Genomic DNA, 21,680 nt, shown 5'->3' with positions numbered 1-21,680 from the left:
CGATCTAGCAGGCCAAAGGCCGCGCGGGAAGCGCGGCCCGAGGGTCAGTTGGCAGCCGCACGGCGGCGGTATTCGGCAGCGATGATGATGACGATCACGGCAAAACCCGCGCCGATCCCCACCTGCAGCCAGTCGAACTTCTGCAGGAGATCGGTGAGGAAGAGACCGGAATTCCACGGCGCCGCGCCGTCGAAGACGCTTTCGAGATAGTCGAGCGACACCGGCACCTGCGAGCGATAGTTGAGAAAATTCCAGGTGCGAGTGGCAAAGGGATGCATGCCGCCCAGCGTCACCCATTCCAGTGCGGAGATTACCGTCGGCAGCAGAAAAGTCAGCGGGATGGCCCAGCGGCCGACCACCGAGCCAAGGGCGCCGACCAGCGCCATATAGGGCAGATACCAGAGGAGGGCGCAGACCAGGACGACGAGGAAGACCAGCGCCATCTGAAAGTATGTGGAGACGATGCTGCCCAGGAGCGCGCCGGTGCCCAAGCCACCCACCATGGTGGTGATATAGGCGACGGTGAACATCAGCAGGATGCTGAAGAGCGCAACGCCGAACACCGAGCCGGGCAGGATGGTCAGTGCCGCGGCAAGCTTGCTCAGCAAGACTTTTAGGTCGCTGACCGGCATGGATTTCCAGAACAGCATGGCATTGTTGCGCTTGTCGGCGGCAAAGCCATCGGCGCAGTAAAAGAACAGCACGAAGCCCAGATACAGCATCCAGCCGACGGCGAGACCCGCAAAGCCGGCCTCGAAAACCCAGGTCGGCACGACAGTCGCCAGCTGGCCGGTGAGGCGGGTGTCGAGCCGGTTGACGCTGAAGGCGAGAATGGTCAGCGCCAGGACTATGGCGACAAGGATCAGCGGGCCATAAAGAAACGGCCCCCGATGCTCGATGAATTCGCGGCGCACGAGGGCGATAAAGGCCTTCATCGAGCACTCTCCGGGTTGGCGGTCGGCCGCTGCATCAGCGCGACGAACAGGTCCGACATGGTGGGTGTCGAAACGCGGCCCAGGGGTTCGAGCGCGGTGCGATCGGCACCTTCATAGATAAAGACAGTCTGGCCGAAGCGCGTTTCCTCGTAGACGGGGTTGAGCGCGCGTGCCGCCTCGGCATCTTCGGGGCTGTTGATCACCAGCTGGCTGAATTTTTCGCTGACGGTTTCCATCTGCATGTGGAGGATCAGCGCGCCATCGCGGATGAACATGATGTCGGAAAGCATAAATTCGATCTCGTCCACCTGGTGGGTGGTGATGATCAGGGTCCGTTCCTCGGTCATGTAGTCTTCAAGGAGACGTCGATAGAAGCGCTTGCGGTAGGTGATATCAAGGCCGAGCGTCGGCTCGTCGAGCACCAGGAGCTTGGCATCGATGGCCATGACCACTGCCAGGTGCAGCTGCGCCAGCATGCCCTTGGAGAGGGTTTTGATCTTCATTTCCGGCTTGATGTCGGTGCCTTCAAGAAAGCTCCGCGCCTTGTCCGGGCTGAAGTTGGGGTGGATATTGGTCAGAAGCGCAAAGAGCTCGCGAACGCGCAGGAAGCGCGGCAGACTGGCCACGTCGGAGATGAAGGCGACGTTTTCCATAAGCTTGGCGCGCTGGGCGAAGGGATCCTCGCCGAGGACGCGAATGGTGCCTTCATAGCTCGTGAGGCCCAGCATGGCATTGAGCGTCGTGGTCTTGCCGGCGCCGTTATGGCCGATCAGCCCATAGATGCGCCCGGCCGGAATATCGAAATCGAGGCCATGGAGGATTTCCTTGCGGCCGAAATTCTTGCGCAGGCTGCGGGCCGAAACGATGGGTTCGACGTGTGACATGTCGGTCATTTGCGGTCTCCAGTAGCGGCCTTATCGATCAAGGTTTCCATGTCGAGCTCCAGCGCCCTTATCTGGGCGGCAATGCGCGGCCAGTCTTCGCGCAGGAATTTGTCCCGTTCATGCGCCAGAAGTGCCGGGCGCGCGCCGGTGGTAACGAACATTCCCAGACCCCTTCGTTTCTCGACAACGCCGATTTCGACCAAGGCCTCGAAAGCCTTGGTGACGGTTAACGGATTGACTGAAAGTTCTCCCGCAATCTGGCGAACGGAGGGGAGAGCATCCCCCTCGTTCACCTGGCCGCGGAGGATCATCTCGATCAGCCGTTGCCGGATCTGAACGAAGATCGGCTCCTTGGCGTGAAAATCATCCATAAAGCTTTGCCTCTAGTGTGCTATATACCTATCACACCAGAACAGCTCGTCAAGCACTGTGTTAGCCGACCAGCACAGCCTTGTGGCAGCGCACGCCATAGACGCGAATATCCGCTTCGCCGACGCCTAGCCCGAGGGTGGCGAGGGCGGCATTGATTGTCATGTCCAGCGTCGGTGCCAGCGGCATGATCAGGGCGCGAACGGCCTGCGCAATAACGGATGAAGGCGAAAGGCCAAGACCGAGCACATCGACCTCGATCGTCATGCCGGAAAGAAGCGATTGCGCCAAAGCCGTCGCCATGGTCTGGCTGCGCGCCGTCTTGACCGCGCCCTGCGTGATCTCTGCAGAGGTAAAGTCTAGCCGCAAGGGCGTGGTCTGCTTCGCCTCGATCTGAGCCGAGCCGGTGACCCGGAGCAGCAGCAGATCGATGAGGCGCACCGAGCCCACCGCTGGCGCCGTGCCGAAATTGCGGAAGACGCTATCGGCAAGCTCGCCCAGCGCCATCGTCGTGCCGCCGGGCAAGACTTCGATGCGGGCGGTGCCGGCACTGGTTTCCGTGGGGCAGGTTGCCGAGACGACGCGCGCTTCGGCCGAAGCGAGGTCGAGCCAGAGCGGCAGGTTCACAGCGGCACCCAGCAGCACCGGACCACCCAGGAGCTTGGCTCGCAACCGTAACCGCACTTGCGCCGTCCGCAAGACAGTGCCGACCGGGCCGATAGCGAACCATCCACTGCCCTGTGGTGGCTGGCCTATCGCAAGATCGAGCCCGAGACTGACGAGGCCGGGAACATTGGCGCCCAGGACCAGCGATGCCTGCCGATCGCCATCGGCAAGCGCTGCCGCCGCGGACAGCACTTCCATGGCGGAAAGCGATAGTCCCGCCATGGCGCCTTCGCTGCCGAGCGCGAGCTTGCCCAGGTCGCCCAGTGAAAACAGCTCCGCAAGCGGCACCTTGTTGCCGCGTCCCGCCAGCGTCAGATTTTGCAGCGCGGTTCGCGTCGACCCGGTCGTCAGCGTCGCGAGCGCCGCAGCAATCGTGCCGCTCCGTGCCTCGGCGGCCAGCACATCGTTGTAGCTCCCCGCGGTGACGTTGAGCTGGGTGGCAAGGGCATCGAGAAACGCAAAAGCATCGATGCGGGCAGCGGCGAGGGCATTGTAGTCCAGCACTGAAAGGTTGACCGTCGTGCCGGTGAGTTTGCTCAGAAGTGCATTGGCGATGCCACCATTGAGGCTCGCCAGCCGCGACCCCACCGAGAAGGAAACCTCCGGGGTGACGGCGGCGATGCCGCTAGCGCCAAGCGTTGGTGCGCCCAGAATCTGCGCCGAAAAATGCAGGGTGCCCTTGCGTTGCAGCACCACGCGCACAGCATTGGCCGGCAGCCTGCCCGGTTGGAAGCGGGCAGCGATGACGGGTTCTGTCGGGTCGTAATTGCCCGTCGTGACCGTCAACCCATCCCTGCTCCCCGGCACAAGAAGCCCCGCATCCGCAAGGCTCGCCTGCGCCCGCGCCTCGGCTCTCGACGTATCGGCGACGGCATAGATGGCAGCCAGATCGACGGCGGCCTGCAATTGCCGGCGCTCCCCGTAGAGCGAGGCCGTGTCGATCACCAGAACCGACATCGTCGCTGCCGCCGAAAAGCCCAGGGCAAAAAGGATCGCCATATTGCCCGAGCAATCCCGCAGGAAGTGCCGCAGCCTCATATCCCGCCCCGGCGGATGGTGGCGCCGTTGACGATTTGCGTGCTGGGCAGCGGCAACGGCGGATAAAGGTTCCAGATCGGCAGCTCCGTCGCGTCATAGCGCAGCCGCACCACATATTGATTGGGATCCTTGGGATTATCGCCAATCTCGTAGCTGAGCTTGCGGGGATCAAGCAGCAGATAGGCCCCGGCATTTTGTCCGATAAAGGCAGCGACAAGAGCATTTCGCTCCCGCTCGTCCTGCCCAGCGATGGCCGTGCGCGCCGCATCGGCCGCCAATTGCCCGAGCGCATGGGCCGCGCCGAAATAGATGCCATAGGCGAGCATGCCGGTGAGCATGAGCAAAAACACCGGGGTCAGGATGGCAAATTCCAAAGCCACGGTGCCGTTCTGGTCTTTGGCCCATCCGGTTCTGCTGAAAACCATCGCTGGCCTCCAGGGCAGTTGGTCGTCCCTCAAATCTCCACCCGCCGGTGCCGCAGGGTGGTGAAGAGGGGCATGGGGAAAAACCCGGGCCCCCTATGGGGAAAGCCCGATCAGAGAAGCGGACTTTTCTTGTCCGGTTTATTGCGCTAGAGGTCGTTCGCCCTCCAGGGGAATGAAACCGTGACGGCTCGCAACTACCTTTTTGCCCCTGCCCAGGACGATGTGGCGCTGACCCGCTTCATCGCGGCCGGTGCCCAAGCGACCGGTTTCTTGAAGGGCGCGCCGGGCGGCCACCTGCCGGGCTGGCATCGGGCCGGGCTCGACAACGGCGATTTTTTGCGCACGCTCTACGCACGGCTCGAGGAAACCTATCCCCATGCCGGGCAGCCCTTCTATTCGGTGCGGCTCTGGACCAACCTCATGTGGCAGCCGGCCTATCTTGCCGCCATCGGCGTCCACGTGCACCGGGCGCTGCCGGATTTAACCCTACTCAGCCAGTCACGGCAGAACATCGACATCAATGGCTATCGGCTGGAAGCGGCGCCCCAGCGCACCGGCTCCACCGACGGGCTCGTGGCGCTGGCCGGCCGTGAACTGCGCGCCATGGCCGAAACCGTGCTGGCCGAGATCAACACCGTCACCAAGCTCAAGCGCATCCCGGCGCTGCGGCTCCTGACCGATCGCATGCTGGGCCTGATGACCCGGCTCGATCATTACGACCCCAGCATCGGGATCGCGGAAAAGCAGCGGCTCTGCGACCTGTGGCTTTCGTCCATGGGTCTCACCGGCCACGGCAATCTCGAAAAGATCACGCTCCATGACGGGCACGACGTCCTGATCACCGCCCGCAAGGGATGCTGCATGGACTATCTGGCATTTCCCGGCACCTATTGCAGTTCCTGTCCCAAGCAGGACGAAGATCTGCGCCTTGCTCGCCAGCGGCAGATTGCCACTGACGAGTGGGAGGCGGCGCGCGCAGCCGCAGAGTAGTTACTCCGCCGCCGCAGCCTTTTCTTCCTCGGTGCGCTGATCGGTGATCGCCAGCGGTTCTTCCACGACCTCGCGCTTGCGGCGAATGCGCAACCGCTTGATGCGGCGGCTGTCAGCCGCCAGCACTTCAAACTCGAAACCGTCGAGGCCCAATATGCGCTCGCCGCGCTTGGGCACGTGGCCGGCAAGGTCGAAAACGAGACCACCGATCGTATCCACCTCTTCGGCAAATTCGCCCGGATCGAAATCGGGACCGATCAGCGCCTGCACGTCTTCGAGTTCGGCGCGGGCATTGGCGATATAGGTGTCCTCGCCGACCTTGCGGATCAGCGCCGCTTCGGTGACGTCGTGCTCGTCCTCGATCTCGCCGACCACTGCTTCGAGCAGGTCCTCGATGGTCACGAGGCCATCGGTGCCGCCATATTCGTCGACGACGATGGCCATGTGGGTGCGGCTGGCACGCATCTGCTGCAGCAAGTCCGCGGCCGGCATGAAAGTGGGCACGAACATGGCCGTGCGCATGATGTTGAGCTTGCCGATCTTCTGCTTCAGCGCCGCCGAAAGCAGGCGCACCGGCACATCCTTTTCGGGATCGGTCACCTGCTCGGTGATCCGCGACATGGCATCCTTGATGTGGATGAAGCCCAAGATATTGTCGAGCTCGCCCTCATAGACCGGCAGGCGTGAGTGGCCGACCTGGCGGAAGCGATCGATCAGCACGCCCAGATTGATGTCGGCGGGCACGGCCTGCATGTCGGAACGCTCGACCATGACGTCGTCGACCGACACTTTCGAGAGCTTGAGCACATTCTGGAGAATAATGCGTTCGCTTTCGGAAAAGTCAGCGGTTTCGGCGCTGCCCTTTTCATCAAGCGCGACCTGAAGGTCGTCGCGAAGCGAAACCGTGCGCAGGGCCGCGAGGCCCTTGATGCGGTTCCAGATGCTTGGCCCCCGCGCTGCAGCGGAGGCGGGACTAGAAGGAGGCTCGGGGTTTTCAGCCGCCCGAAGGGCCTTGTTGTCAGTGTCGTTCATCATCTCGTGCCGCGTAAGCAAAGCGGCTCTGGTTGAAACCGAAGAAGCAATGGACCCCGGCTGCAGGAGTTCCCTGCAGCGCCGTCAATCGGCATAGGGATCGTCGATGCCGAGCCCAGCCAATATCTGGGTTTCGAGCCCTTCCATCTGAAGCGCCTCTGCATCGTCGAGGTGATCATAGCCCAAAATGTGGAGAAAGCCATGCACCATAAGGTGGGTGAAATGGTCGTCGAGACTTTTGCCCAGATCGGCCGCCTCGCGCTCCAGCGTTTCGCGCGCCATGGTGATGTCGCCTAGAAGGCCCATGACCGGCCCGAACGGCTCGATCTGGGGAAAACTCAAGACATTGGTGGCGCTGTCCTTGCCGCGCCATTGCCGGTTGAGCTCGCGCTGCTCTTCGTCATCGGTGAGCAGCACCGAAATCTCGGCCGCGCCCTTGAGCCTGGCCTTCGAACCGGCCAGCGCGGCAAACACTGCTTTTTCCGCCAGCGCGTCGAAATGCTCGGGCCAGCCATCCACATTGCGGATGACGGCAACTTCCAGGGGAGGTGTTGCAGGCATGATCGCGCCTCAGCTCCGCGGTGCGGCGCCGAGAACGCGCTCAAGGCCCTGCCGGTCGCCTTCCTTGTCGGCGATGCGGCGCGCCGTGTCGGCCTCGTAGGCGCGCACGATGCGACCGACGAGAGCGTGGCGCACCACGTCCTTGTCGTCGAAGCGCGAAATATGGACGCTTTCGACGCCATCGAGGAGATTGACCGCCTCAACGAGACCCGAGCGCTCGCCGCGCGGCAAGTCGACCTGGGTCGGGTCACCGGTGACGATCATTTTCGAGTTCTCGCCTAGGCGGGTCAGAAACATCTTCATCTGCATCGAGGTCGTGTTCTGCGCCTCGTCGAGGATGACCACGGCATTGGCCAAGGTGCGGCCGCGCATGAAGGCGAGCGGCGCCACTTCGATAATGCCCGAGGTGATGCAGCGCTCGACGTTTTCGGGCTTCATCATGTCGTAAAGCGCGTCGTAGAGCGGACGCAGGTAGGGGTCGACCTTTTCCTTCATGTCGCCGGGCAAAAAGCCCAGGCGCTCGCCGGCTTCGACGGCCGGGCGGGAAAGGATGATGCGGTTGATGTCGCCGCGTTCCAAGAGCGATGCGGCGTGGGCCACGGCAAGATAGGTCTTGCCGGTCCCGGCAGGGCCGACGCCGAAGACCAGTTCGCTGCGCTCCATGGCGCGCATATAGGCGTCCTGCGCCGGCGTGCGGGCGAGGATCGTCGACTTACGGGTGGCAATCTGGGCCATCCGCACCTTGCCGCGCCGTTCCAGCGTCGGCAGCGACAGCTGCGAATCCTCGGTTTCCACCATGCGGATCACCGCATCGACATCGGCGATATCGACGGTCCGGCCATCTTCGAGATTGGCATAGAGCGATTCCAGCACGCGACGCGCCTGATCGACCTTGGAGGCCGCGCCCTTGAGCAGCACATGGTTGCCCCGCGGCGTCGCCGTCACCGCAAGGCGCTGTTCGACAAGGGCAAGGTTCTGGTCGAAATCGCCGTAAAGCTGAGCCGCCAGGCGATTGTCATCAAAGGCGAGTTCGAGTTGCGATGCGAGGGCGTTGTCTGCGGTAGGTGGCAAGTGCCTGCTCAAACTTTCTTTGGCTCCAATGGACAGCGCCCCATGCGCGGTCGAGGCGGTAACGAGGCTAGGACGTTTTCGGTGCAGTGTCTGTAGATATTTTGTGACAGCACCCCCGGAGTCAAGGCTGCAGCATACTCGGTGCCCACCTTCCCCCTCAGAGGGGAAGGCAAGCAGAGCTTGGCGAGGGACGAGCCTAGCGTCGCTCGGAAGGGGGTGCCTCATCCCGCGCACTCAAACAAAAACACCGCCAGGGCTGCCCCCGGCGGTGTTTTAAAACTCCCCTGCGAAACCCCTTAGGCCGCGTGGCCCTCGAGCCATTTGGTCAGACCTGCCTTGGGCGTGCCGGCGCCGATCTTCATGTCGGCGGCCTGGCCGCCCTTGAAGAGGATCATGGTCGGGATCGAGCGCACGCCATATTGGGCGGCGAGCGATGGGTTCTCGTCGACATTGAGCTTGACGATCTTCACTTTGCCTTCGAGCTCGGTCGAGAGCTGCTCGAGCACGGGCGCGATCGCGCGGCAGGGGCCACACCATTCCGCCCAGAAATCCACCAAAACGGGCTCGCTGGAGCTGAGGACTTCCTGGCCGAAGGTGGCTTCGGATACGGCTTTAGTCATGGTTTTGTGCCTTTGAAATGCGCTTCAGCCTTTGTGACTGCCACTCTGCCACTGAAACGCAAAAACATGTCACCGAAAGGGGCGGGACGCCCGGTCCGGAAAGCGGCGGTCTCTTTGCTCCCAAAGCTGGTATCTGTCCAGCCTCCCGGCAAGATCGCTCACCTGAGGGTGAAGTCCGCGCGGGCCGCCTCCATGAGCCCCGCAGGCAAATTCATCAGCGATTCCAACTCTGTCCACAGGATTGCCGCTTCCACTTTCCGTCCGGGGAACAGCTGACCTGCAACCAGTGCATATAATCCGATCTGGGTTATATAGTTCCTCGGCACATCGGCGACCGACCGGGGCGCCTTGGCGTCGGATTTGTAATCCACCACCAAGACCTTGCTGTCGTCAACCACCAGCCGGTCGATACGCCCGGAAACCCGCACCGGCTCACCATTGCGCAGGAGATCGAACAAAAACGGCACTTCGGCCCGGCTGTCGGATCCAAAATGTACTGGAAGTCGAGCCGGTCGAGGATGGCGATGGCTTTGGCTGTCACCCGCTGGTGAAGTTCGGGAAATTCCGGCAACAGCGTTTCCAAGGCACGCGGCGCGACCTGCCGCCATTGCGGGCGCTCGACCCGGCCCAGATGCTGCAGCAAGGCATGAAGCGCTAGCCCCTCCTTGCGCGCGGCCTCGGCATCGCGAACTTCCTCGGCCACGCTTTGCAATAGCCGGAAGGGCGCCGCTTCGACGCCGACGCGCGAGGGCGATACGATCGGCAGCACTGGTGGGGGCGGCACAGGGGCCAGAATAAGCGGCTGGTGGCTGCTCGACGGGACAGAGCCGCGACCCGACCGGCGTGCGGGTTCGAGCCGAGGGAAGACGCGAGCGACCAGCATGCCATCGTCGGTGACAGGATGAAGGTCGGCCTCCAGCGCCTGTTCCACCGCCTGGTACCAGGAGCCGTCGAGTTGCTTGTCCACCGTCTTTGACGCGCTCAGCGTGCCGGTCAGATAGAGTTCGTCCTCGGCACGGGTCATCGCGACATAGAGGCGGCGCCAATATTCCTCGAGCAGCGTTGCGTCCGCCTCATCCTTGATGGTGACGGTTTCGACCGTGTGCTGGTCCTTGGCAGAGGCATGGATCAGCATGGGGCCGGGCGCCTCGTTCAGCAGATAGACCGGCTTGCCGGTCATCTGCACCGAAGGCTTAGTGGTGGCATCGGCCAGGATGACGATCGGGGCCTCAAGGCCCTTGGCGCCGTGCACGGTCATGACCCGCACGCCACCGCCGCTTTCGGCCAGTTCGCGCTTGATTGTCACCGTGCGGCGCCGCATTTCGGCGGCAAAGCCCTGAAGCGAAGGCTGCTCGTTCTGCTCATGCGCCAGCGCCAGTTCCAAGAGTTCGGACAGGACCTCGTCCACCTCGGTGCCGAGCCGCGCATGAAAGCGCTTCAGCCCGCCTTCGGTATAAAGAACATGGGTCAGGAACTCGAATGGCCGCTCCCGGCTGAGCGCGCCACGCCAGCGGCCGAGGGCCTCGGCGGCGATCTCGGCCGATGGAATGGAAGAAGCGAAGAGCGCTTCCCAAAGGCTCTGCCGCTCGCGCCCATGTGCCAGCGCGAAAAGATCGTCCTCGCTGACGTCGAAGAGCGGCGAACGCAAGAGCGCGGCCAGTTGCAGATCCTCGGCCGGGTTCAGGAGCACGTCGATCAGCGCCAAAAGATCGAGCACGGCGATGTGCCCGGTGACCGTCAGCCGGTCGGCGCCGGGCGTCGGCAGGTCGGCATTGCGCAGGGCGCGGATGATTTCCTGGAACAGGGCACCGCGCTTTTGCACGAGGATCAGAACATCGTCGGCAACCACCGCCCGGTCGCGGTCGCCAAGCATGCGGCCGTTGTCGATCCAGTTCTTGATCTCGGTCGCGATGCGGGTCGCGACCTGCCGCTGGGCACTCTGCTCCGCCTCGACCGGCGCCTGCGGCCATTCCGTTGTTGTTCGTTCATACTTGACGTCCTGGACCGGCGGCCAGAGCGTCACCGTCCCCCCGCCTGCGTCCGCGCCGCCTGGTGGATCACCTTATCCACCGACAGCAAAGCCTGTTGAATATCGGGCCGGTCAGTGACCCGATCCACCGCATCCAGAATACCCTGGAGGGTCCGGAAGCTCGTATGGAGCTTGACCGCCTCGAACTGCTTTTCCGCTTCCCGCGCCCGCCGCGCCATCTCGCGACCGGTCTCGCCGAACAGCACCGGCTGCGCGCCCTGGAAGGAATAGATCGACTGTTTCTGGTCCCCTACGGCAAACAGCGAGCGCGGCCGGCTGACCGCCCCGGCGCCGGTAAAAACTCGTCGGCCAGCGCCCGCACCACCCGCCATTGTCGCGCATTGGTGTCCTGCGATTCATCGACCAGGATATGGTCGATACCGGCATCGAGCTTGTACTGCACCCAGGGCCCGAGCGCCCGGTCGGCAAAAAGGTCGCCGAGCTTTTCGATCAGGTCGTCGAAGTCGAGCAGCGAGTGCCGGCGCTTGTCGTCCTCGTAGCGCTTGCGAATGGCCTGCAACACGTCGAGCAGGGCCTCGCTGCGCTGCACGAGAAGCGCGGAGGTGACGCGCTCATCGAGCCGCACCAGCCGCTCCTGTTCGGCAAGCAGCAGGTCATGCAAATCCGGATTGGCCGTGATCTCGGCCTTGCTCATGAGCCGGCCGCGCGGCGTGCCCTTGTCGGTGAAAAAGCTTTGCGGAGGGCATCAGCCGTCAGGTTTTCGCAGTCGAGGTCATCGTACTTGCCCTTGCACGCCGCTTGAACACGCTTGAGCACGTCCGAGGTTAGCAGGGTGCCAGCAATTGCCTCGTGAGTGAGACTCTCGATCGACGATCCGTCAAAGCCCACATGCTTCCTGAGCCGGTTCTTTGAAGCTTCCACGCTTTGGAGCACTGCATCAAGCCGTGCCCCTTCGCTCAGGGCCGAGTTGATCGCCTTGGCGATAGCGTCGTCGCTGAGAAGCCCGAACAGCACTTCGACGGCCCCGGCATGCTCGCCTCCCTTGAGCCCTTCGGCGAGCACTTTTTCCTTGGCTGCCAAGACCATATTGATCTGGCGATCGTCCTCGATCACCGCGAAATCGAACGGCACCCCGGCTTCGATCGGAAAGCGGTGCAGCACCGCTTCGCAGAAGGCGTGGATCGTGAGGATCCGCAGACCGCCCGGGGTCTCCAGCGCCCGGGCAAACAGGGTCCGAGCATCCTCCAACATTTTCTCTTCGGGCCACGAACCAACCAAGTCGTTAATTTCAGTCGCTAATTTGCGTTCGTCCGCAACCGCCCAGCCCGCCAGCCGATCGCCCACGCGGCGGCGCATTTCTGCTGCGGCCGCCTTGGTATAGGTCAGGCAGAGTATCGATTGCGGCCGCACCCCGGCGAGCAAGAGGCGCAGCACGCGGTGGGTTAGCACATAGGTCTTGCCGGAGCCGGCATTGGCCTCCACCCAGATCGAATAGGCAGGGTCGCTGGCGCGGGCCTGGTTTCTGCTGGTGTTGGAGGGAACGACAAGCCTGCCGCGCTCGCTCATGGCTCTTCCTCGCCATCCACAAGCGTCCACTCGGGGACGCGTGCAAGATGATCGTAGGCGCCCGAAAACCTCTGCGTTTTCAGCGGCATCAGGCGTGCGGGCATCGGCGTGTCGCGCATGAGAAAGAGTTCGATATGTCCTTGCATGCGCCGCCCGACTTCGTCAGCAAGCGCCATGACATCCATGTCCTCGGGCAGCGCGAAACTGCTTGGCTTGAAGGCCTCCGGCCCCAGGCCGATCTTGATATAGGTCAGGGCCGAGGTCGGCGCAGCCTCTAGCTCCTCCATCGCGCCAGCGCCGGCCATCAGCGCTTCGACCGGCAATTGCGGAGCCTCAAAGCCGCGCATGCTGGCTGGTGCGGGGGCGAGCCGGTTTTGAAATCGAGGATTACTAACGATCCATCGGCCAGAACATCGATGCGGTCGGCCGTGCCGGTAATGTGGAAGGGCTCCGCCAGTTTCAGGCCCCAACGACCGGAAATTTCGGCATGGCGCTTGCGGACATTGGTGGCTCGCCCGCGCTCGAAATCCAGGAACTGGTGTGCGGCCGTGGCAAAGCGCCGGAGCCAGATATCGCGCCGTTCGCCGATCGTATCGAGCCCGCCGAACTCTTCGGCAGCAATCAGCATCAATCGCTCGAAGGCATCCTCGGCGACCGGGTCGTGACCCTCTTGGACGAACCGCCCGAAAATGGCGTGGACGATGGTACCCCGCTCCCGCGCGTCGGGGTCGTCGCCCAGGACATCGAGCGGACGCAGGCGCAAAACGTATTTGGCATAAAGGTCATAGGGCGAACGCATCAGCGTCTCGACCTCGGTCACCGACAGTTTTCGTGGGCGTATCGCTGCCGGCGGATTTGGGGTCGGCGCATGGATTTTTGCGATGGCCTCGACCGTATCGACACGGCGCGCCGTTTCGATCCAAACCGCCCCACGTGCCTCCATCGCCCTGGTCGCGTCCGCGCCGACGAAAGCATCGAGCCGCTGCACCAGACGCGATGGCAGGGCGGGGCTTGATCCGACTCGGTCGGCATAGCTGACGATGACCTTCCCATTGCCCAGCGCTTGCGCGAAGTCGTGGGCGGCAAGGCCCTGCATGCGCTCCGGCGGCTCGAGCCCAGCGGCCATGCGCATGCCGCGGCTGAGCCACGGCCCGGGATCGGCAGCGCCGGGCCACTTGTCTTCGTTGAGGCCGCCCAGGATCATGAGGTCAGGGCTCATCAGCCGCGCCTCGATCTGGCCCCAGATATAAACGTCGCGGCGCCGCTCCTCGCGGTTGCGAACCTCGAAGCCGGTCATTAGCGCGGACAGCACGCCGTCGAGGCCGAAGGGCGCGAAGCGATGTCCTTCTCCCGCCAGCCCCGCCATCTGCCCGGCCCAATCCGCCATTTCGCGGCGGCCATGAAGCGTCGCGCCCAGGCTCAGTGCTTCAAAGCTCGACCACAAGGCATTGGCGAGGAGGCCGGCATCGATCTGGTCGCTGCCGAGGACGGTTTCAAGCGGCAGGATGGCTGCATGCAGATCGTCGAGCAAGCCGGATATTGCCACGCCTTCTGCTGCAGTAAGGCGCCTCGCGGGGTGCTTGATCTCGTCGCGCAGATGCGCCGCCAGCATTTGCCTTAACCCGGCGATGCCTGGCGCCGGTCGTTGTCCGCGCAGCAATCCAAGATCGACCAGATTGGCGAGACGAACCACTTCTGCCCGCTCGCGGCCCAGCAATGCCGCCTCGTTGCGCAACAGGGCAAGAAGATCGACGGAGTTGCAGCTGCCGGCAACGAGGTTGAGAATTTGGCGCGCCAGCGAGCCGCGGGCGACTGAAACAGCGGCGCGCCGGCGGCGTCGTCGGCGTGAATGCCGAAGCGCTTGAGTTCGGCAGCGATGCGGCGGGCAAGGTTTCGATCGGGCGTGACGATGCCCACCGACTGCCCCCTTTCGAGCGCCGCCCGCGCCGCGACTGCGACGGCGCGCCCTTCTTCGTCTTCGTTGCGTGCCCGGATGATGGAAACGCCGGCAAAGGCCGTTTCGATCGCCGATGGCGCTGGCCGCTGCCCGGCCCAGCGGGCGGTCTCCCGGGTGAGGGCCAGGGCGTGGTTGACGATGCTGGTGCGGCTATCCGTGCCGTCGCAAAGCTCGGTCACCTGTCCGACACCGGCGCCAAACTGCCGCAGCAGATGCGCGAGGCCATATTGGGGATGGCCATGCGGATTGCTCTCGGGATCGAGCAGCGCTTCGTGCGTCGCCGGGGTCATGGCCAGGTCGAGGCCTGGAAGCACGACGGCGCCGCGGGGAAGTTTGGCGATCGCCGCCAAAAGCCTTGCAGTCGCCGGGATCGAGCCGGTGGAACCGGCCGCGATCACCGGGCGGTCGCGATAAAGGTACTGTGCTGCGGCCGCTTGCCGGTCGAGCCGGATACGGCGCAGCGTCGCCATGTCCGCGCGGTCGTCGTGCCTAAGCAGCGCTGGCCACGCTGCAAGCGCAATGTCCAAGAACTCGAGCGTCTGTTGCCAGTATTCGCCGAGATCCTGCGCCATGTCTTCGCCCAGCGCGCGGATGTCGGCAGGCGTTTTCTCCTCGATGGTCAGATCATCGATGAGCTGGCCCAGCGACTCCGCCATCGAGAAAATCTCGGCGGCAGTCGGCGGGGTGGAAAAGGCCAGCCGTCCGCGCTCGCTCTGCGCCCATTGCGCCACCAGCCGCGACAGCACCAGCCGCCGCTGCAGGCTCGAAGCCGCATGGGGCAATGCTGGCGCATCAAAGGGCGGCAGGAAAGGCTCCTCGTCAGCCTCGTCGCCGCCAAAGGTTCGAATATCGGGGAGGAGACCCGTAAAATCGGGATGCCTGGCGAAAGCTTCGGCGAGGCCCTGACGGGCGCGCTGCGTCGGCACGATGATGCTGACATCGCTTAGCCAGAACGGCCCCGAGCGCTCCCAGCCGCCCAGCAGACGGCCATCCATGATGGCGTCGGTCAGGCAAAGGAGGAAGGGCGTGCTGGGCGCGATGGAAAAAATTCTCATGCGAGCGCTGCCTCGGCCGCCGCCAGCCCCGCCGCATCGCCGACATGAAACCAGTCGGCATCGAGCACCACGCCCTTGAGGCGCTCTTCTTCCAGCGCCCGATCGAACAAGAGGCTGAGCGAAAACGGCCCATCAGGCGTGTCGGCGGATAAATTTTTGCCCAGGAGGGCAACGCCGGCGTAAATGATCGGCGCGCCATAATCGCGGGTGATGATGCCGTGGGGATCAAGGCAAAAGTCGTGGCTGCGGCCAAAGCCGAAGGCACGTCGCGGCTGAGCGCAGAGGAGGACGATGTCGCCATCCTCGTAGCGCCCGATCATGCGCTCGAGCGGCCGGTCGGCCCCCGGCTTCCAGAACGCATCGGTGTTCATGACGAAGAATGGATTGGAATGGAGCAGCGGCAGTGCCGCCTTGACGCCGCCGCCGGTGCCCAGCAGCACGTCCTCGCGGTTGGTCTTCAGGAGGCCACCGAAATGCGCCAGCACCTGATCGGCAAGGTAATGGGCGTTGGCGGCAAAGCGGTTTGCGCCCTCGGCCCGCGCATTGGCCATGACACGCTCGATCAACGGCACGCCCGCGACCGGAACTAAGGGCTTAGGCAGCGACTCGGTGATCGGCCGCAGTCGGGTGCCGAGCCCGGCGGCAAGCAGCATCACATCGGGGAATCGGCTGGGGCGGTCCATGCCCGGATAGAACCCGGGCCGGTGCCCCCTGTCCAGTACGGCTTACGCTCAGAACTCGGCCCAGTCTTCCTCTATCTTGACCGCCGTGTTGCCGCGCTTGAGGTAGGTGTTGGCGACGGTCTTGAGCTTTTCCTGCATGCCGCGGATGCCGCTTTGCGACAGGACGACCGGCTTGGGCGCGGCGACCGGCGCGGCCGAGGCCTCGACGGTGAAGATATCAACGATATCGTCGAGCCGCACCGCCTGCGCTTCAGTCTGCTCGATGGCGGCATTGGTTTGCTCGACCAGCGCCGCATTGTGCTGGGTCATCTCGTCCATCTGCCGTACGGAGATGGTGACTTCCTCGATGGCCGAGGCCTGTTCGCGGCTCTCGCGGGCGATGGATTCAAGCGCCGCGGTATTATCGCGGATGCCGTCGAGCATGCTGGCGAGCTTTCCGGCGGCTTCCGTCACCAGCTTGCTGCCGCCCGAGACTTCGTTGGCGCTCTGTTCGATCAGCGCCTTGACGTCGGACGAGGCGCTGGCGGCCGACTGGGCAAGGCGGCGCACTTCGACGGCCACCACGGCAAAGCCCTTGCCGGCGTCGCCGGCGCGTGCGGCTTCGACCGATGCGTTGAGCGCCAGAAGATTGGTTTGGAAGGCGATGTCGTCGATGAGCCCGATGATGTTGGAGATCTTGCCCGACGACTGGGTGATCCGGTCCATGGCTTCGGTGGCATGCGCCATGACCGTGCCGCTGGCTTCCGCCTCGCGCGACACATCCTGCGCCTTGCGGCTGGCGCTCTGTGCCTTGCTGGCATTGCCCAGAACCGTTGCGGCAAGCTGCTCCATGGTGGCCGAAGTTTCTTCGATCGTTGCGGCCTGCTTGGTGGTGCGTTCGGACAGGTCGTTGGCGCCGGAGAGGATTTCACCGGTGGCGCGCTTGAGGGCCCCCGAGGTCGCGCGCAGGTCGCCGACGATTTCTCCCAGCTTTTCGGCGACCTTGTTGGTGTCGGCCTTGAGGTTTGCGAAGGCGCCCTGGTACTCGCCCTCGACGCGGCGGGTCAGGTCGGCATCGGCAAGCGCCGAAAGCACGCTGCCGGTTTCATCTAGACCGCGATCGACGGTTTCGACCAGACGGTTGACGGAGCCCGCAAGTGCGTTGAGCTCGGCATCGGGAAATTGCGCATCGACGCGGCGGCTGAAGTCACCGGCGACGGCGGCGTCGACCACGTCACCAAAGGCGCGCTGCAGCGACACCATCATGCGGGCGCGCTCTTCCTGGTTGGCCAGAGCCTGCGCGGCCTCCGCCTCGGTCAGCTGGCTGATCTTGCGGCCGTTCTCGCGGAACACTTCGACGGCGCGCGCCATGGCGCCCAGCTCGTCGGCGCGGTGGTTGCCGGGCACATCGACGTCAAAGTTGCCTTCGGCCACGGTCTCCATCGTGCCGGTCAGACGAGTAATCGGCCTTGTGATGGAGCGCGAGAAGAGGAGGCTTAGTAGCGCGACGACGGCAAGGAGGGCAGCACCAATGACGAGCATGGTGTTGCGCATCTCGGCAATTGGGGCCAGCACCTCATCGGTGGCTTCGACGGCCACCGCAGCCCAATTGCCGGCGCGGGTCGTAATCGGGGATGCGGCAACCAGCATGTCGGTTGACCGGTAAGCCGGGGTTTCGCCGTCGGTCGCCGTGCCCGCCAGGGCCGCCTCGACGATGGGATCGATGAAAGAGGTCTCGAGCGCGTCGTTGTTTTCGGTGAAGGTGGAGTTCGAGCGCAGCAGTCCATCGGTGCCGACGATCACAACTTCGCCGCTGTCGCCCAGGCCCGTCCGGCTGCCGATCACGGCATCGAGGCGCTCGGAGGGCAGCTGGAAGGCGAGGACGCCAACCGTGCGGCCCTGGCCGTTGATCACCGGCTTGGCGAAAAAGCTCGCCGGCATATCGCCCGCCACGGGATAGCGCGCAAAATCGGCGACGGCGATCTGGTCGGGATCGGTGATCGCGACGGCTTCGCGGAACACGCGGCCGAGGCTCGTGTCGGCCATGGGGCCACCCTCGGCAAAGCTCGTGCCGTAATCCTCGCCCTTGTTGACCGAGTAGATCAAGAATCCCTTGGGGTCGAAGAGGTAGAGATCGGCATAGCCACGCGTGCCGATCTGGCTGCGGAAGGTCGGGTGGTAGCGGGTGTGGGGAACGTCATAGGGCCCTACCGTGCCCAGCGTCGTCAGTTCGGCGAGGTTCTCCTTGTTGGGATTGTCCTCGACATACATCTTGCGCACTTCGGCGGTCGGGTCGGTCTTGAACTGCAGCCAGGCGCCGGCGAAGTCGCGCAGCGCCAGGATCACCGCCTCGGAGCGCGAGGAGGCGATAAGGTCGTTTTCGACAGCGTCGAGATAGGTGTCGACGGCCGCCGCGCGTTCGTTGGCAATGGTCGCAAGGGTGTTTTCGGCAGAGCTGCGCAGCGCCTGGCTGCCGATCATGTAGCTCGAAAGACCGACACCGAGACTGACCAGCAGCGCCGAGCCCAACAAGGCAAGTGGAAGCTTGCGTGCGATTGGCAGCGAGAAACGGCGCATGAAAATCCCCGGGACAGATCATTGGCAGCCGCTGCGTTGGTTCGCGCGGCCGATCAGTCCCGGAGATTAGCGTGAACGTCCTTAATCCAGCGTAAAGCTACTCGGCATGCGCGGCGGCGGCCGGCGGATTGATGTCATCGTCGCCCTCCGCCGCAACCGCGGCTTCGCGCAGGCTTGCCTGTGCGGCAATGGCTTTTGCGCTGCTCCGGTAAAGGTGTCGTTGGCGGGGGCATTTGTAAGAATACCTGCCAGCGAGCCGATGGTTGAGCGCAGGTTGTGGCGATGCACGACCATGTCCACCATGCCGTGCTGGTAGAGATATTCGGAGCGCTGGAAGCCCTTGGGGAGCTTTTCGCGGATGGTCTGCTCGATGACGCGCTGGCCGGCAAAGCCGATCAGGGCTCCAGGCTCTGCCAGATGAACGTCGCCGATCATGGCGTAGGAGGCGGTGACGCCGCCGGTGGTTGGGTTGGTGAGAACGACGAAGAAGGGGAGGCCTGCTTCGCGCAGGCGCAGCACAGCGACCGTGGTGCGCGGCATCTGCATGAGCGACAGGACGCCTTCCTGCATGCGGGCGCCGCCGGAAGAAACAAAGAGCACGAAGGGCGTCTTGTTGCGCAGCGCCGTTTCAAGACCGGTGATGATGCCCTGCCCCGCGGCCATGCCGAGCGAGCCACCCATGAATTCGAAATCCTGGATGCCGACGGTGATCGGACGATCGTGGAGCTTGCCGGTGGCAACGATGACGCTGTCTTCGTAGCCGGTCTTGGCGCGGCTCTCGCGAAGGCGATCGGTATAGCGCTTCTGGTCGCGGAATTTGAGCGGATCGACCGGCACGGAAGGCACCGGCACGAGATCGTATTTGCCGTCATCGAGGAAGGTCGCAAGACGATCGGCCGGCTTGATCTTCATGTGGTGACCCGAATTGGGCACCACCCACTGATTGGCCTCGAGATCGCGATAGAACACCATCTCGCCGGATTCGGGATCCTTGACCCAGAGATTTTCCGGGGTTTCCCGCTTGGGATTGAGAATGGAGCGGATTTTCGGGCGGACGAAATTGTCGATCCAGTTCATGGCGCGGCCTTTCGGAGGGAGCGTTCGGCTCCCCTAATCGTCAATTGTGGCAAATGTTATCAGGCCTCACCTCACCAGCAAGGCCCGCTTGAAGGTGTCAGACCCGCGCTCGGCGCAGCCCGCCGGCGAGGTCGGCTACGAGGTCGCGCACGGCAGCAACGGTCTTTTCCGTCGCCTTGCCATCCACCAGCGAGGTGCCGACCGCATTGACCAGCACGGTGCCGACGGCAATCCCGTCGGCATGGCGTCCGATCTCGGCAGCATCATCAGCGGTCTTGATGCCGAAGCCAACGATTACGGGCAGGTCGGTGTGCCCCTTGATGCGTTCGACAGCATCTCCCACGGCGCCGCGCGAGGCGATGGCGCCGCCGGTCACGCCGTTCATGGAGACGTAGTAGACAAAGCCCGAGGTGTTTTCGAGCACGGTCGGGAGGCGGCGATCGTCGGTCGTCGGCGTGGTCAGGCGGATGAAGTTGAGGCCGGCGGCGAGAGCAGGCTTGCAGAGCTCGTCGTCTTCCTCGGCGGGGAGGTCGACGATGATCATACCATCGATGCCGGCTTCCTTGGCCATGGCGATGAAGCGGTCGACGCCGAAAATGTAGATTGGATTATAGTAACCCATCAGCACGATTGGCGTCGTTTCGTCCTTGCGGCGAAACTCTTCCACCATGCCGAGAACGCCGGTCAGCGTCTGGCCGGCCGCAAGGGCGCGCTGTCCGCCGAGCTGGATGGCGACGCCATCGGCCATCGGGTCGGAAAACGGCAGGCCCAGCTCGATGATGTCGGCGCCGGCCTGGGGCAGCATGTTGAGGATAGCTTGGCCGGTCGCGAGATCAGGGTCGCCCGCCATGACATAGGCGGCCAGCGCGGGACGGTTCTGCGCCTTCAGTTCGGCAAGGCGGCGGTCGATACGCGTGGTCATTACTTCAGCAGTCCCAAATATTTGCCGACGCTTTCGACGTCCTTGTCGCCGCGGCCGGAGAGGCAGAGCACGACGGACTGGTCCTTGCTCATGGTGGGCGCAAGCTTCATCACCTGCGCAAGGCCATGAGCGGATTCAAGCGCCGGTATAATGCCTTCCATGCGGGTGCAAAGCTGGAAGGCTTCGAGCGCTTCCTGGTCAGTAATGGGCACATAGGTCACGCGCTTGCTGTCATGCAGCCAGGCGTGCTCAGGACCGACGCCGGGATAGTCGAGACCGGCCGAAATCGAGTGGCCCTCGAGAATTTGCCCATCGGCATCCTGAAGCAGGTAAGTGCGGTTGCCATGAAGGACGCCAGGACGGCCGCCGGTCATGGACGCAGCATGGCCATTGTCGACCTCGATGCCGTGGCCACCCGCCTCGGCGCCGTAGATGGCGACATCGGGTTCGTCGAGGAAGGCATGGAAAGTGCCGATGGCGTTGGAGCCACCGCCAACGCAGGCAACAACAGCGTCTGGCAGCCTGCCCTCTTCCTCGCGGAACTGCGCCTTGAGCTCGGTGCCGATGACGGACTGAAAGTCGCGCACCATTTCCGGATAGGGATGCGGGCCCGCTGCGGTGCCGATCAGGTAATAGGTGGTGTCGACATTGGTGACCCAGTCGCGCAGGGCCTCGTTCATCGCGTCCTTGAGCGTACCGGCACCGGCGGTCACGGGCCGCACTTCGGCACCCAGCATGCGCATGCGCAACACATTGGGCATTTGCCGCTCGACGTCGGTTGCGCCCATGAAGATTGTGCAGGGCAGGTCGAACTTGGCGCAAACGGTCGCGGTCGCGACGCCATGCTGGCCGGCGCCGGTCTCGGCAATGACGCGGGTCTTGCCCATGCGCTTTGCCAGGAGGATCTGGCCCAGGCAATTGTTGATCTTGTGCGAGCCGGTATGGTTGAGCTCTTCTCGCTTGAACCAGACCTTGGCGCCGCCGAGATGGTTGGTCAGCCGTTCGGCAAAATAGAGCGGACTGGGCCGGCCGGTATAGTGCTTGGCAAGATGCTCGACCTCAGCCAGATATTCGGGGTCGTTCTTGGCGGCGCGATATTCACGCTCGAGATCGAGGATCAGCGGCATCAACGTCTCGGCGACGAAGCGCCCGCCATAGATGCCGAAGCGGCCATGCTCGTCAGGACCGTTGCGCAGGGAATTGGTGTTCTGGATGCTCAAGATCGTCTCCCACGAAGTCCAAGGGAGGACCTCATCCTGAGCCTGTCGAAGGACGAGGTCCGG

At 63.8% G+C, this 21,680-nt stretch carries 21 protein-coding genes and 2 pseudogenes; 1 reads left to right on the top strand and 22 read right to left on the bottom strand.

Features of this window, described 5'->3' with window-relative positions:
• Positions 1 to 44: 44 nt before the first annotated feature.
• From G5575_RS03335 to G5575_RS03315, 5 genes are all read right to left on the bottom strand, one after another.
• Positions 45 to 935: a hypothetical protein gene (locus G5575_RS03335; RefSeq protein WP_164533078.1), complete on the bottom strand. Its 891-nt coding sequence runs from the start codon at positions 933 to 935 to the stop codon at positions 45 to 47.
• The gene (locus G5575_RS03330; protein WP_235935543.1) at positions 932 to 1,828 is read right to left on the bottom strand and encodes an ABC transporter ATP-binding protein; all 897 of its coding nucleotides are present in this window, start codon (positions 1,826 to 1,828) and stop codon (positions 932 to 934) included. Before G5575_RS03330 ends, G5575_RS03335 begins: the two co-directional genes overlap by 4 nt.
• Entirely contained in the window at positions 1,825 to 2,190 is a 366-nt protein-coding gene (locus G5575_RS03325; RefSeq protein ID WP_164533077.1) for a GntR family transcriptional regulator, read from the bottom strand. The genes G5575_RS03330 and G5575_RS03325 overlap by 4 nt, the downstream gene beginning before the upstream one ends.
• Positions 2,191 to 2,251: 61 nt before the next feature.
• Positions 2,252 to 3,892 carry a TadG family pilus assembly protein gene (locus tag G5575_RS03320; RefSeq protein WP_164533076.1) on the bottom strand — a complete coding sequence of 547 codons (1,641 nt, stop codon included), beginning with the start codon at positions 3,890 to 3,892 and terminating at the stop codon, positions 2,252 to 2,254.
• Positions 3,889 to 4,317 (bottom strand): TadE family protein, encoded by a 429-nt coding sequence (locus G5575_RS03315; protein WP_164533075.1) that lies wholly within the window; start codon positions 4,315 to 4,317, stop codon positions 3,889 to 3,891. Before G5575_RS03315 ends, G5575_RS03320 begins: the two co-directional genes overlap by 4 nt.
• A gap of 180 nt (positions 4,318 to 4,497) precedes the next feature.
• Between G5575_RS03315 and G5575_RS03310 the strand changes: the two genes are divergently transcribed.
• Positions 4,498 to 5,307, top strand: a complete 810-nt coding sequence (locus G5575_RS03310; RefSeq protein WP_164533074.1) for a siderophore ferric iron reductase — start codon at positions 4,498 to 4,500, stop codon at positions 5,305 to 5,307.
• Here the strand turns inward: G5575_RS03310 and G5575_RS03305 are convergent, their stop codons facing one another.
• The 17 genes and pseudogenes from G5575_RS03305 to trpB all read right to left on the bottom strand — a co-directional run bounded on the left by G5575_RS03305 (position 5,308) and on the right by trpB (position 21,617).
• Positions 5,308 to 6,339 carry a hemolysin family protein gene (locus tag G5575_RS03305; RefSeq protein ID WP_164533073.1) on the bottom strand — a complete coding sequence of 344 codons (1,032 nt, stop codon included), beginning with the start codon at positions 6,337 to 6,339 and terminating at the stop codon, positions 5,308 to 5,310. It abuts the gene before it with no gap.
• A gap of 84 nt (positions 6,340 to 6,423) precedes the next feature.
• The gene (ybeY, locus tag G5575_RS03300) at positions 6,424 to 6,900 is read right to left on the bottom strand and encodes an rRNA maturation RNase YbeY (RefSeq protein WP_164533072.1); all 477 of its coding nucleotides are present in this window, start codon (positions 6,898 to 6,900) and stop codon (positions 6,424 to 6,426) included.
• Between the two features lie 9 nt (positions 6,901 to 6,909).
• On the bottom strand, positions 6,910 to 7,971 hold the full coding sequence (locus G5575_RS03295; protein WP_233280540.1) for a PhoH family protein: 1,062 nt from the start codon (positions 7,969 to 7,971) through the stop codon (positions 6,910 to 6,912).
• Between the two features lie 296 nt (positions 7,972 to 8,267).
• A complete protein-coding gene (gene trxA, locus G5575_RS03290) occupies positions 8,268 to 8,591 on the bottom strand; it encodes a thioredoxin (RefSeq protein ID WP_164533071.1) in 324 nt (107 codons plus the stop codon).
• A 158-nt stretch (positions 8,592 to 8,749) separates the two neighbouring features.
• Positions 8,750 to 9,199, bottom strand: coding sequence for a PD-(D/E)XK nuclease family protein (locus G5575_RS22075; RefSeq protein ID WP_164533070.1), 450 nt, complete (start codon positions 9,197 to 9,199; stop codon positions 8,750 to 8,752).
• 395 nt (positions 9,200 to 9,594) lie between these two features.
• Positions 9,595 to 10,464 (bottom strand): annotated as a pseudogene (locus G5575_RS22070) (3'-5' exonuclease); the annotation flags it as partial.
• A 146-nt stretch (positions 10,465 to 10,610) separates the two neighbouring features.
• Positions 10,611 to 10,826, bottom strand: a complete 216-nt coding sequence (locus G5575_RS19920) for a hypothetical protein (RefSeq protein ID WP_235935541.1) — start codon at positions 10,824 to 10,826, stop codon at positions 10,611 to 10,613.
• Positions 10,827 to 10,870: 44 nt separating this feature from the next.
• Positions 10,871 to 11,275, bottom strand: coding sequence for a UvrD-helicase domain-containing protein (locus tag G5575_RS03270; protein WP_164533067.1), 405 nt, complete (start codon positions 11,273 to 11,275; stop codon positions 10,871 to 10,873).
• Positions 11,276 to 11,693: 418 nt separating this feature from the next.
• A pseudogene (locus G5575_RS22065) lies at positions 11,694 to 12,147 on the bottom strand (UvrD-helicase domain-containing protein); the annotation flags it as partial.
• Positions 12,144 to 12,494: a hypothetical protein gene (locus tag G5575_RS03260; RefSeq protein WP_164533065.1), complete on the bottom strand. Its 351-nt coding sequence runs from the start codon at positions 12,492 to 12,494 to the stop codon at positions 12,144 to 12,146. The pseudogene G5575_RS22065 and the gene G5575_RS03260, both read right to left, overlap by 4 nt.
• The gene (locus tag G5575_RS03255; RefSeq protein ID WP_164533064.1) at positions 12,452 to 13,864 is read right to left on the bottom strand and encodes a PD-(D/E)XK nuclease family protein; all 1,413 of its coding nucleotides are present in this window, start codon (positions 13,862 to 13,864) and stop codon (positions 12,452 to 12,454) included. Before G5575_RS03255 ends, G5575_RS03260 begins: the two co-directional genes overlap by 43 nt.
• Positions 13,765 to 15,159, bottom strand: a complete 1,395-nt coding sequence (locus G5575_RS03250) for a PD-(D/E)XK nuclease family protein (RefSeq protein WP_164533063.1) — start codon at positions 15,157 to 15,159, stop codon at positions 13,765 to 13,767. Before G5575_RS03250 ends, G5575_RS03255 begins: the two co-directional genes overlap by 100 nt.
• Positions 15,156 to 15,842, bottom strand: coding sequence for a nucleotidyltransferase family protein (locus G5575_RS03245; RefSeq protein ID WP_164533062.1), 687 nt, complete (start codon positions 15,840 to 15,842; stop codon positions 15,156 to 15,158). Before G5575_RS03245 ends, G5575_RS03250 begins: the two co-directional genes overlap by 4 nt.
• Positions 15,843 to 15,890: 48 nt before the next feature.
• Complete coding sequence (locus tag G5575_RS19915) at positions 15,891 to 18,398, bottom strand: methyl-accepting chemotaxis protein (protein ID WP_235935539.1); 2,508 nt, start codon at positions 18,396 to 18,398, stop codon at positions 15,891 to 15,893.
• Between the two features lie 81 nt (positions 18,399 to 18,479).
• Positions 18,480 to 19,475 carry an acetyl-CoA carboxylase, carboxyltransferase subunit beta gene (gene accD / locus G5575_RS03235; RefSeq protein WP_164533061.1) on the bottom strand — a complete coding sequence of 332 codons (996 nt, stop codon included), beginning with the start codon at positions 19,473 to 19,475 and terminating at the stop codon, positions 18,480 to 18,482.
• Positions 19,476 to 19,572: 97 nt separating this feature from the next.
• A complete protein-coding gene (gene trpA / locus G5575_RS03230; RefSeq protein ID WP_164533060.1) occupies positions 19,573 to 20,397 on the bottom strand; it encodes a tryptophan synthase subunit alpha in 825 nt (274 codons plus the stop codon).
• Positions 20,397 to 21,617 (bottom strand): tryptophan synthase subunit beta, encoded by a 1,221-nt coding sequence (gene trpB, locus G5575_RS03225; RefSeq protein ID WP_164533059.1) that lies wholly within the window; start codon positions 21,615 to 21,617, stop codon positions 20,397 to 20,399. Before trpB ends, trpA begins: the two co-directional genes overlap by 1 nt.
• Positions 21,618 to 21,680: the final 63 nt, after the last annotated feature.

This window comes from Devosia aurantiaca (genome assembly GCF_011058215.1).
Lineage (GTDB): Bacteria > Pseudomonadota > Alphaproteobacteria > Rhizobiales > Devosiaceae > Devosia > Devosia aurantiaca.
The sequence above is the reverse complement of the archived record's forward strand: the minus strand, read 5'-3'. Positions and strand labels throughout refer to the sequence as shown.

What these genes read in the sequence shown, in the direction of transcription:
- accD (WP_164533061.1), bottom strand. Translation starts at nt 19,475, where the DNA reads ATGAACTGGATCGACAATTTCGTCCGCCCGAAAATCCGCTCCATTCTC.
- G5575_RS03270 (WP_164533067.1), bottom strand. Translation starts at nt 11,275, where the DNA reads ATGAGCAAGGCCGAGATCACGGCCAATCCGGATTTGCATGACCTGCTG.
- G5575_RS22075 (WP_164533070.1), bottom strand. Translation starts at nt 9,199, where the DNA reads ATGGCGGCAGGTCGCGCCGCGTGCCTTGGAAACGCTGTTGCCGGAATT.
- G5575_RS03260 (WP_164533065.1), bottom strand. Translation starts at nt 12,494, where the DNA reads ATGCGCGGCTTTGAGGCTCCGCAATTGCCGGTCGAAGCGCTGATGGCC.
- G5575_RS03320 (WP_164533076.1), bottom strand. Translation starts at nt 3,892, where the DNA reads ATGAGGCTGCGGCACTTCCTGCGGGATTGCTCGGGCAATATGGCGATC.
- trpA (WP_164533060.1), bottom strand. Translation starts at nt 20,397, where the DNA reads ATGACCACGCGTATCGACCGCCGCCTTGCCGAACTGAAGGCGCAGAAC.
- G5575_RS03245 (WP_164533062.1), bottom strand. Translation starts at nt 15,842, where the DNA reads ATGGACCGCCCCAGCCGATTCCCCGATGTGATGCTGCTTGCCGCCGGG.
- G5575_RS03250 (WP_164533063.1), bottom strand. Translation starts at nt 15,159, where the DNA reads ATGAGAATTTTTTCCATCGCGCCCAGCACGCCCTTCCTCCTTTGCCTG.
- G5575_RS03335 (WP_164533078.1), bottom strand. Translation starts at nt 935, where the DNA reads ATGAAGGCCTTTATCGCCCTCGTGCGCCGCGAATTCATCGAGCATCGG.
- ybeY (WP_164533072.1), bottom strand. Translation starts at nt 6,900, where the DNA reads ATGCCTGCAACACCTCCCCTGGAAGTTGCCGTCATCCGCAATGTGGAT.
- trxA (WP_164533071.1), bottom strand. Translation starts at nt 8,591, where the DNA reads ATGACTAAAGCCGTATCCGAAGCCACCTTCGGCCAGGAAGTCCTCAGC.
- G5575_RS03325 (WP_164533077.1), bottom strand. Translation starts at nt 2,190, where the DNA reads ATGGATGATTTTCACGCCAAGGAGCCGATCTTCGTTCAGATCCGGCAA.
- G5575_RS19915 (WP_235935539.1), bottom strand. Translation starts at nt 18,398, where the DNA reads ATGCGCCGTTTCTCGCTGCCAATCGCACGCAAGCTTCCACTTGCCTTG.
- G5575_RS03305 (WP_164533073.1), bottom strand. Translation starts at nt 6,339, where the DNA reads ATGAACGACACTGACAACAAGGCCCTTCGGGCGGCTGAAAACCCCGAG.
- G5575_RS03330 (WP_235935543.1), bottom strand. Translation starts at nt 1,828, where the DNA reads ATGACCGACATGTCACACGTCGAACCCATCGTTTCGGCCCGCAGCCTG.
- G5575_RS03315 (WP_164533075.1), bottom strand. Translation starts at nt 4,317, where the DNA reads ATGGTTTTCAGCAGAACCGGATGGGCCAAAGACCAGAACGGCACCGTG.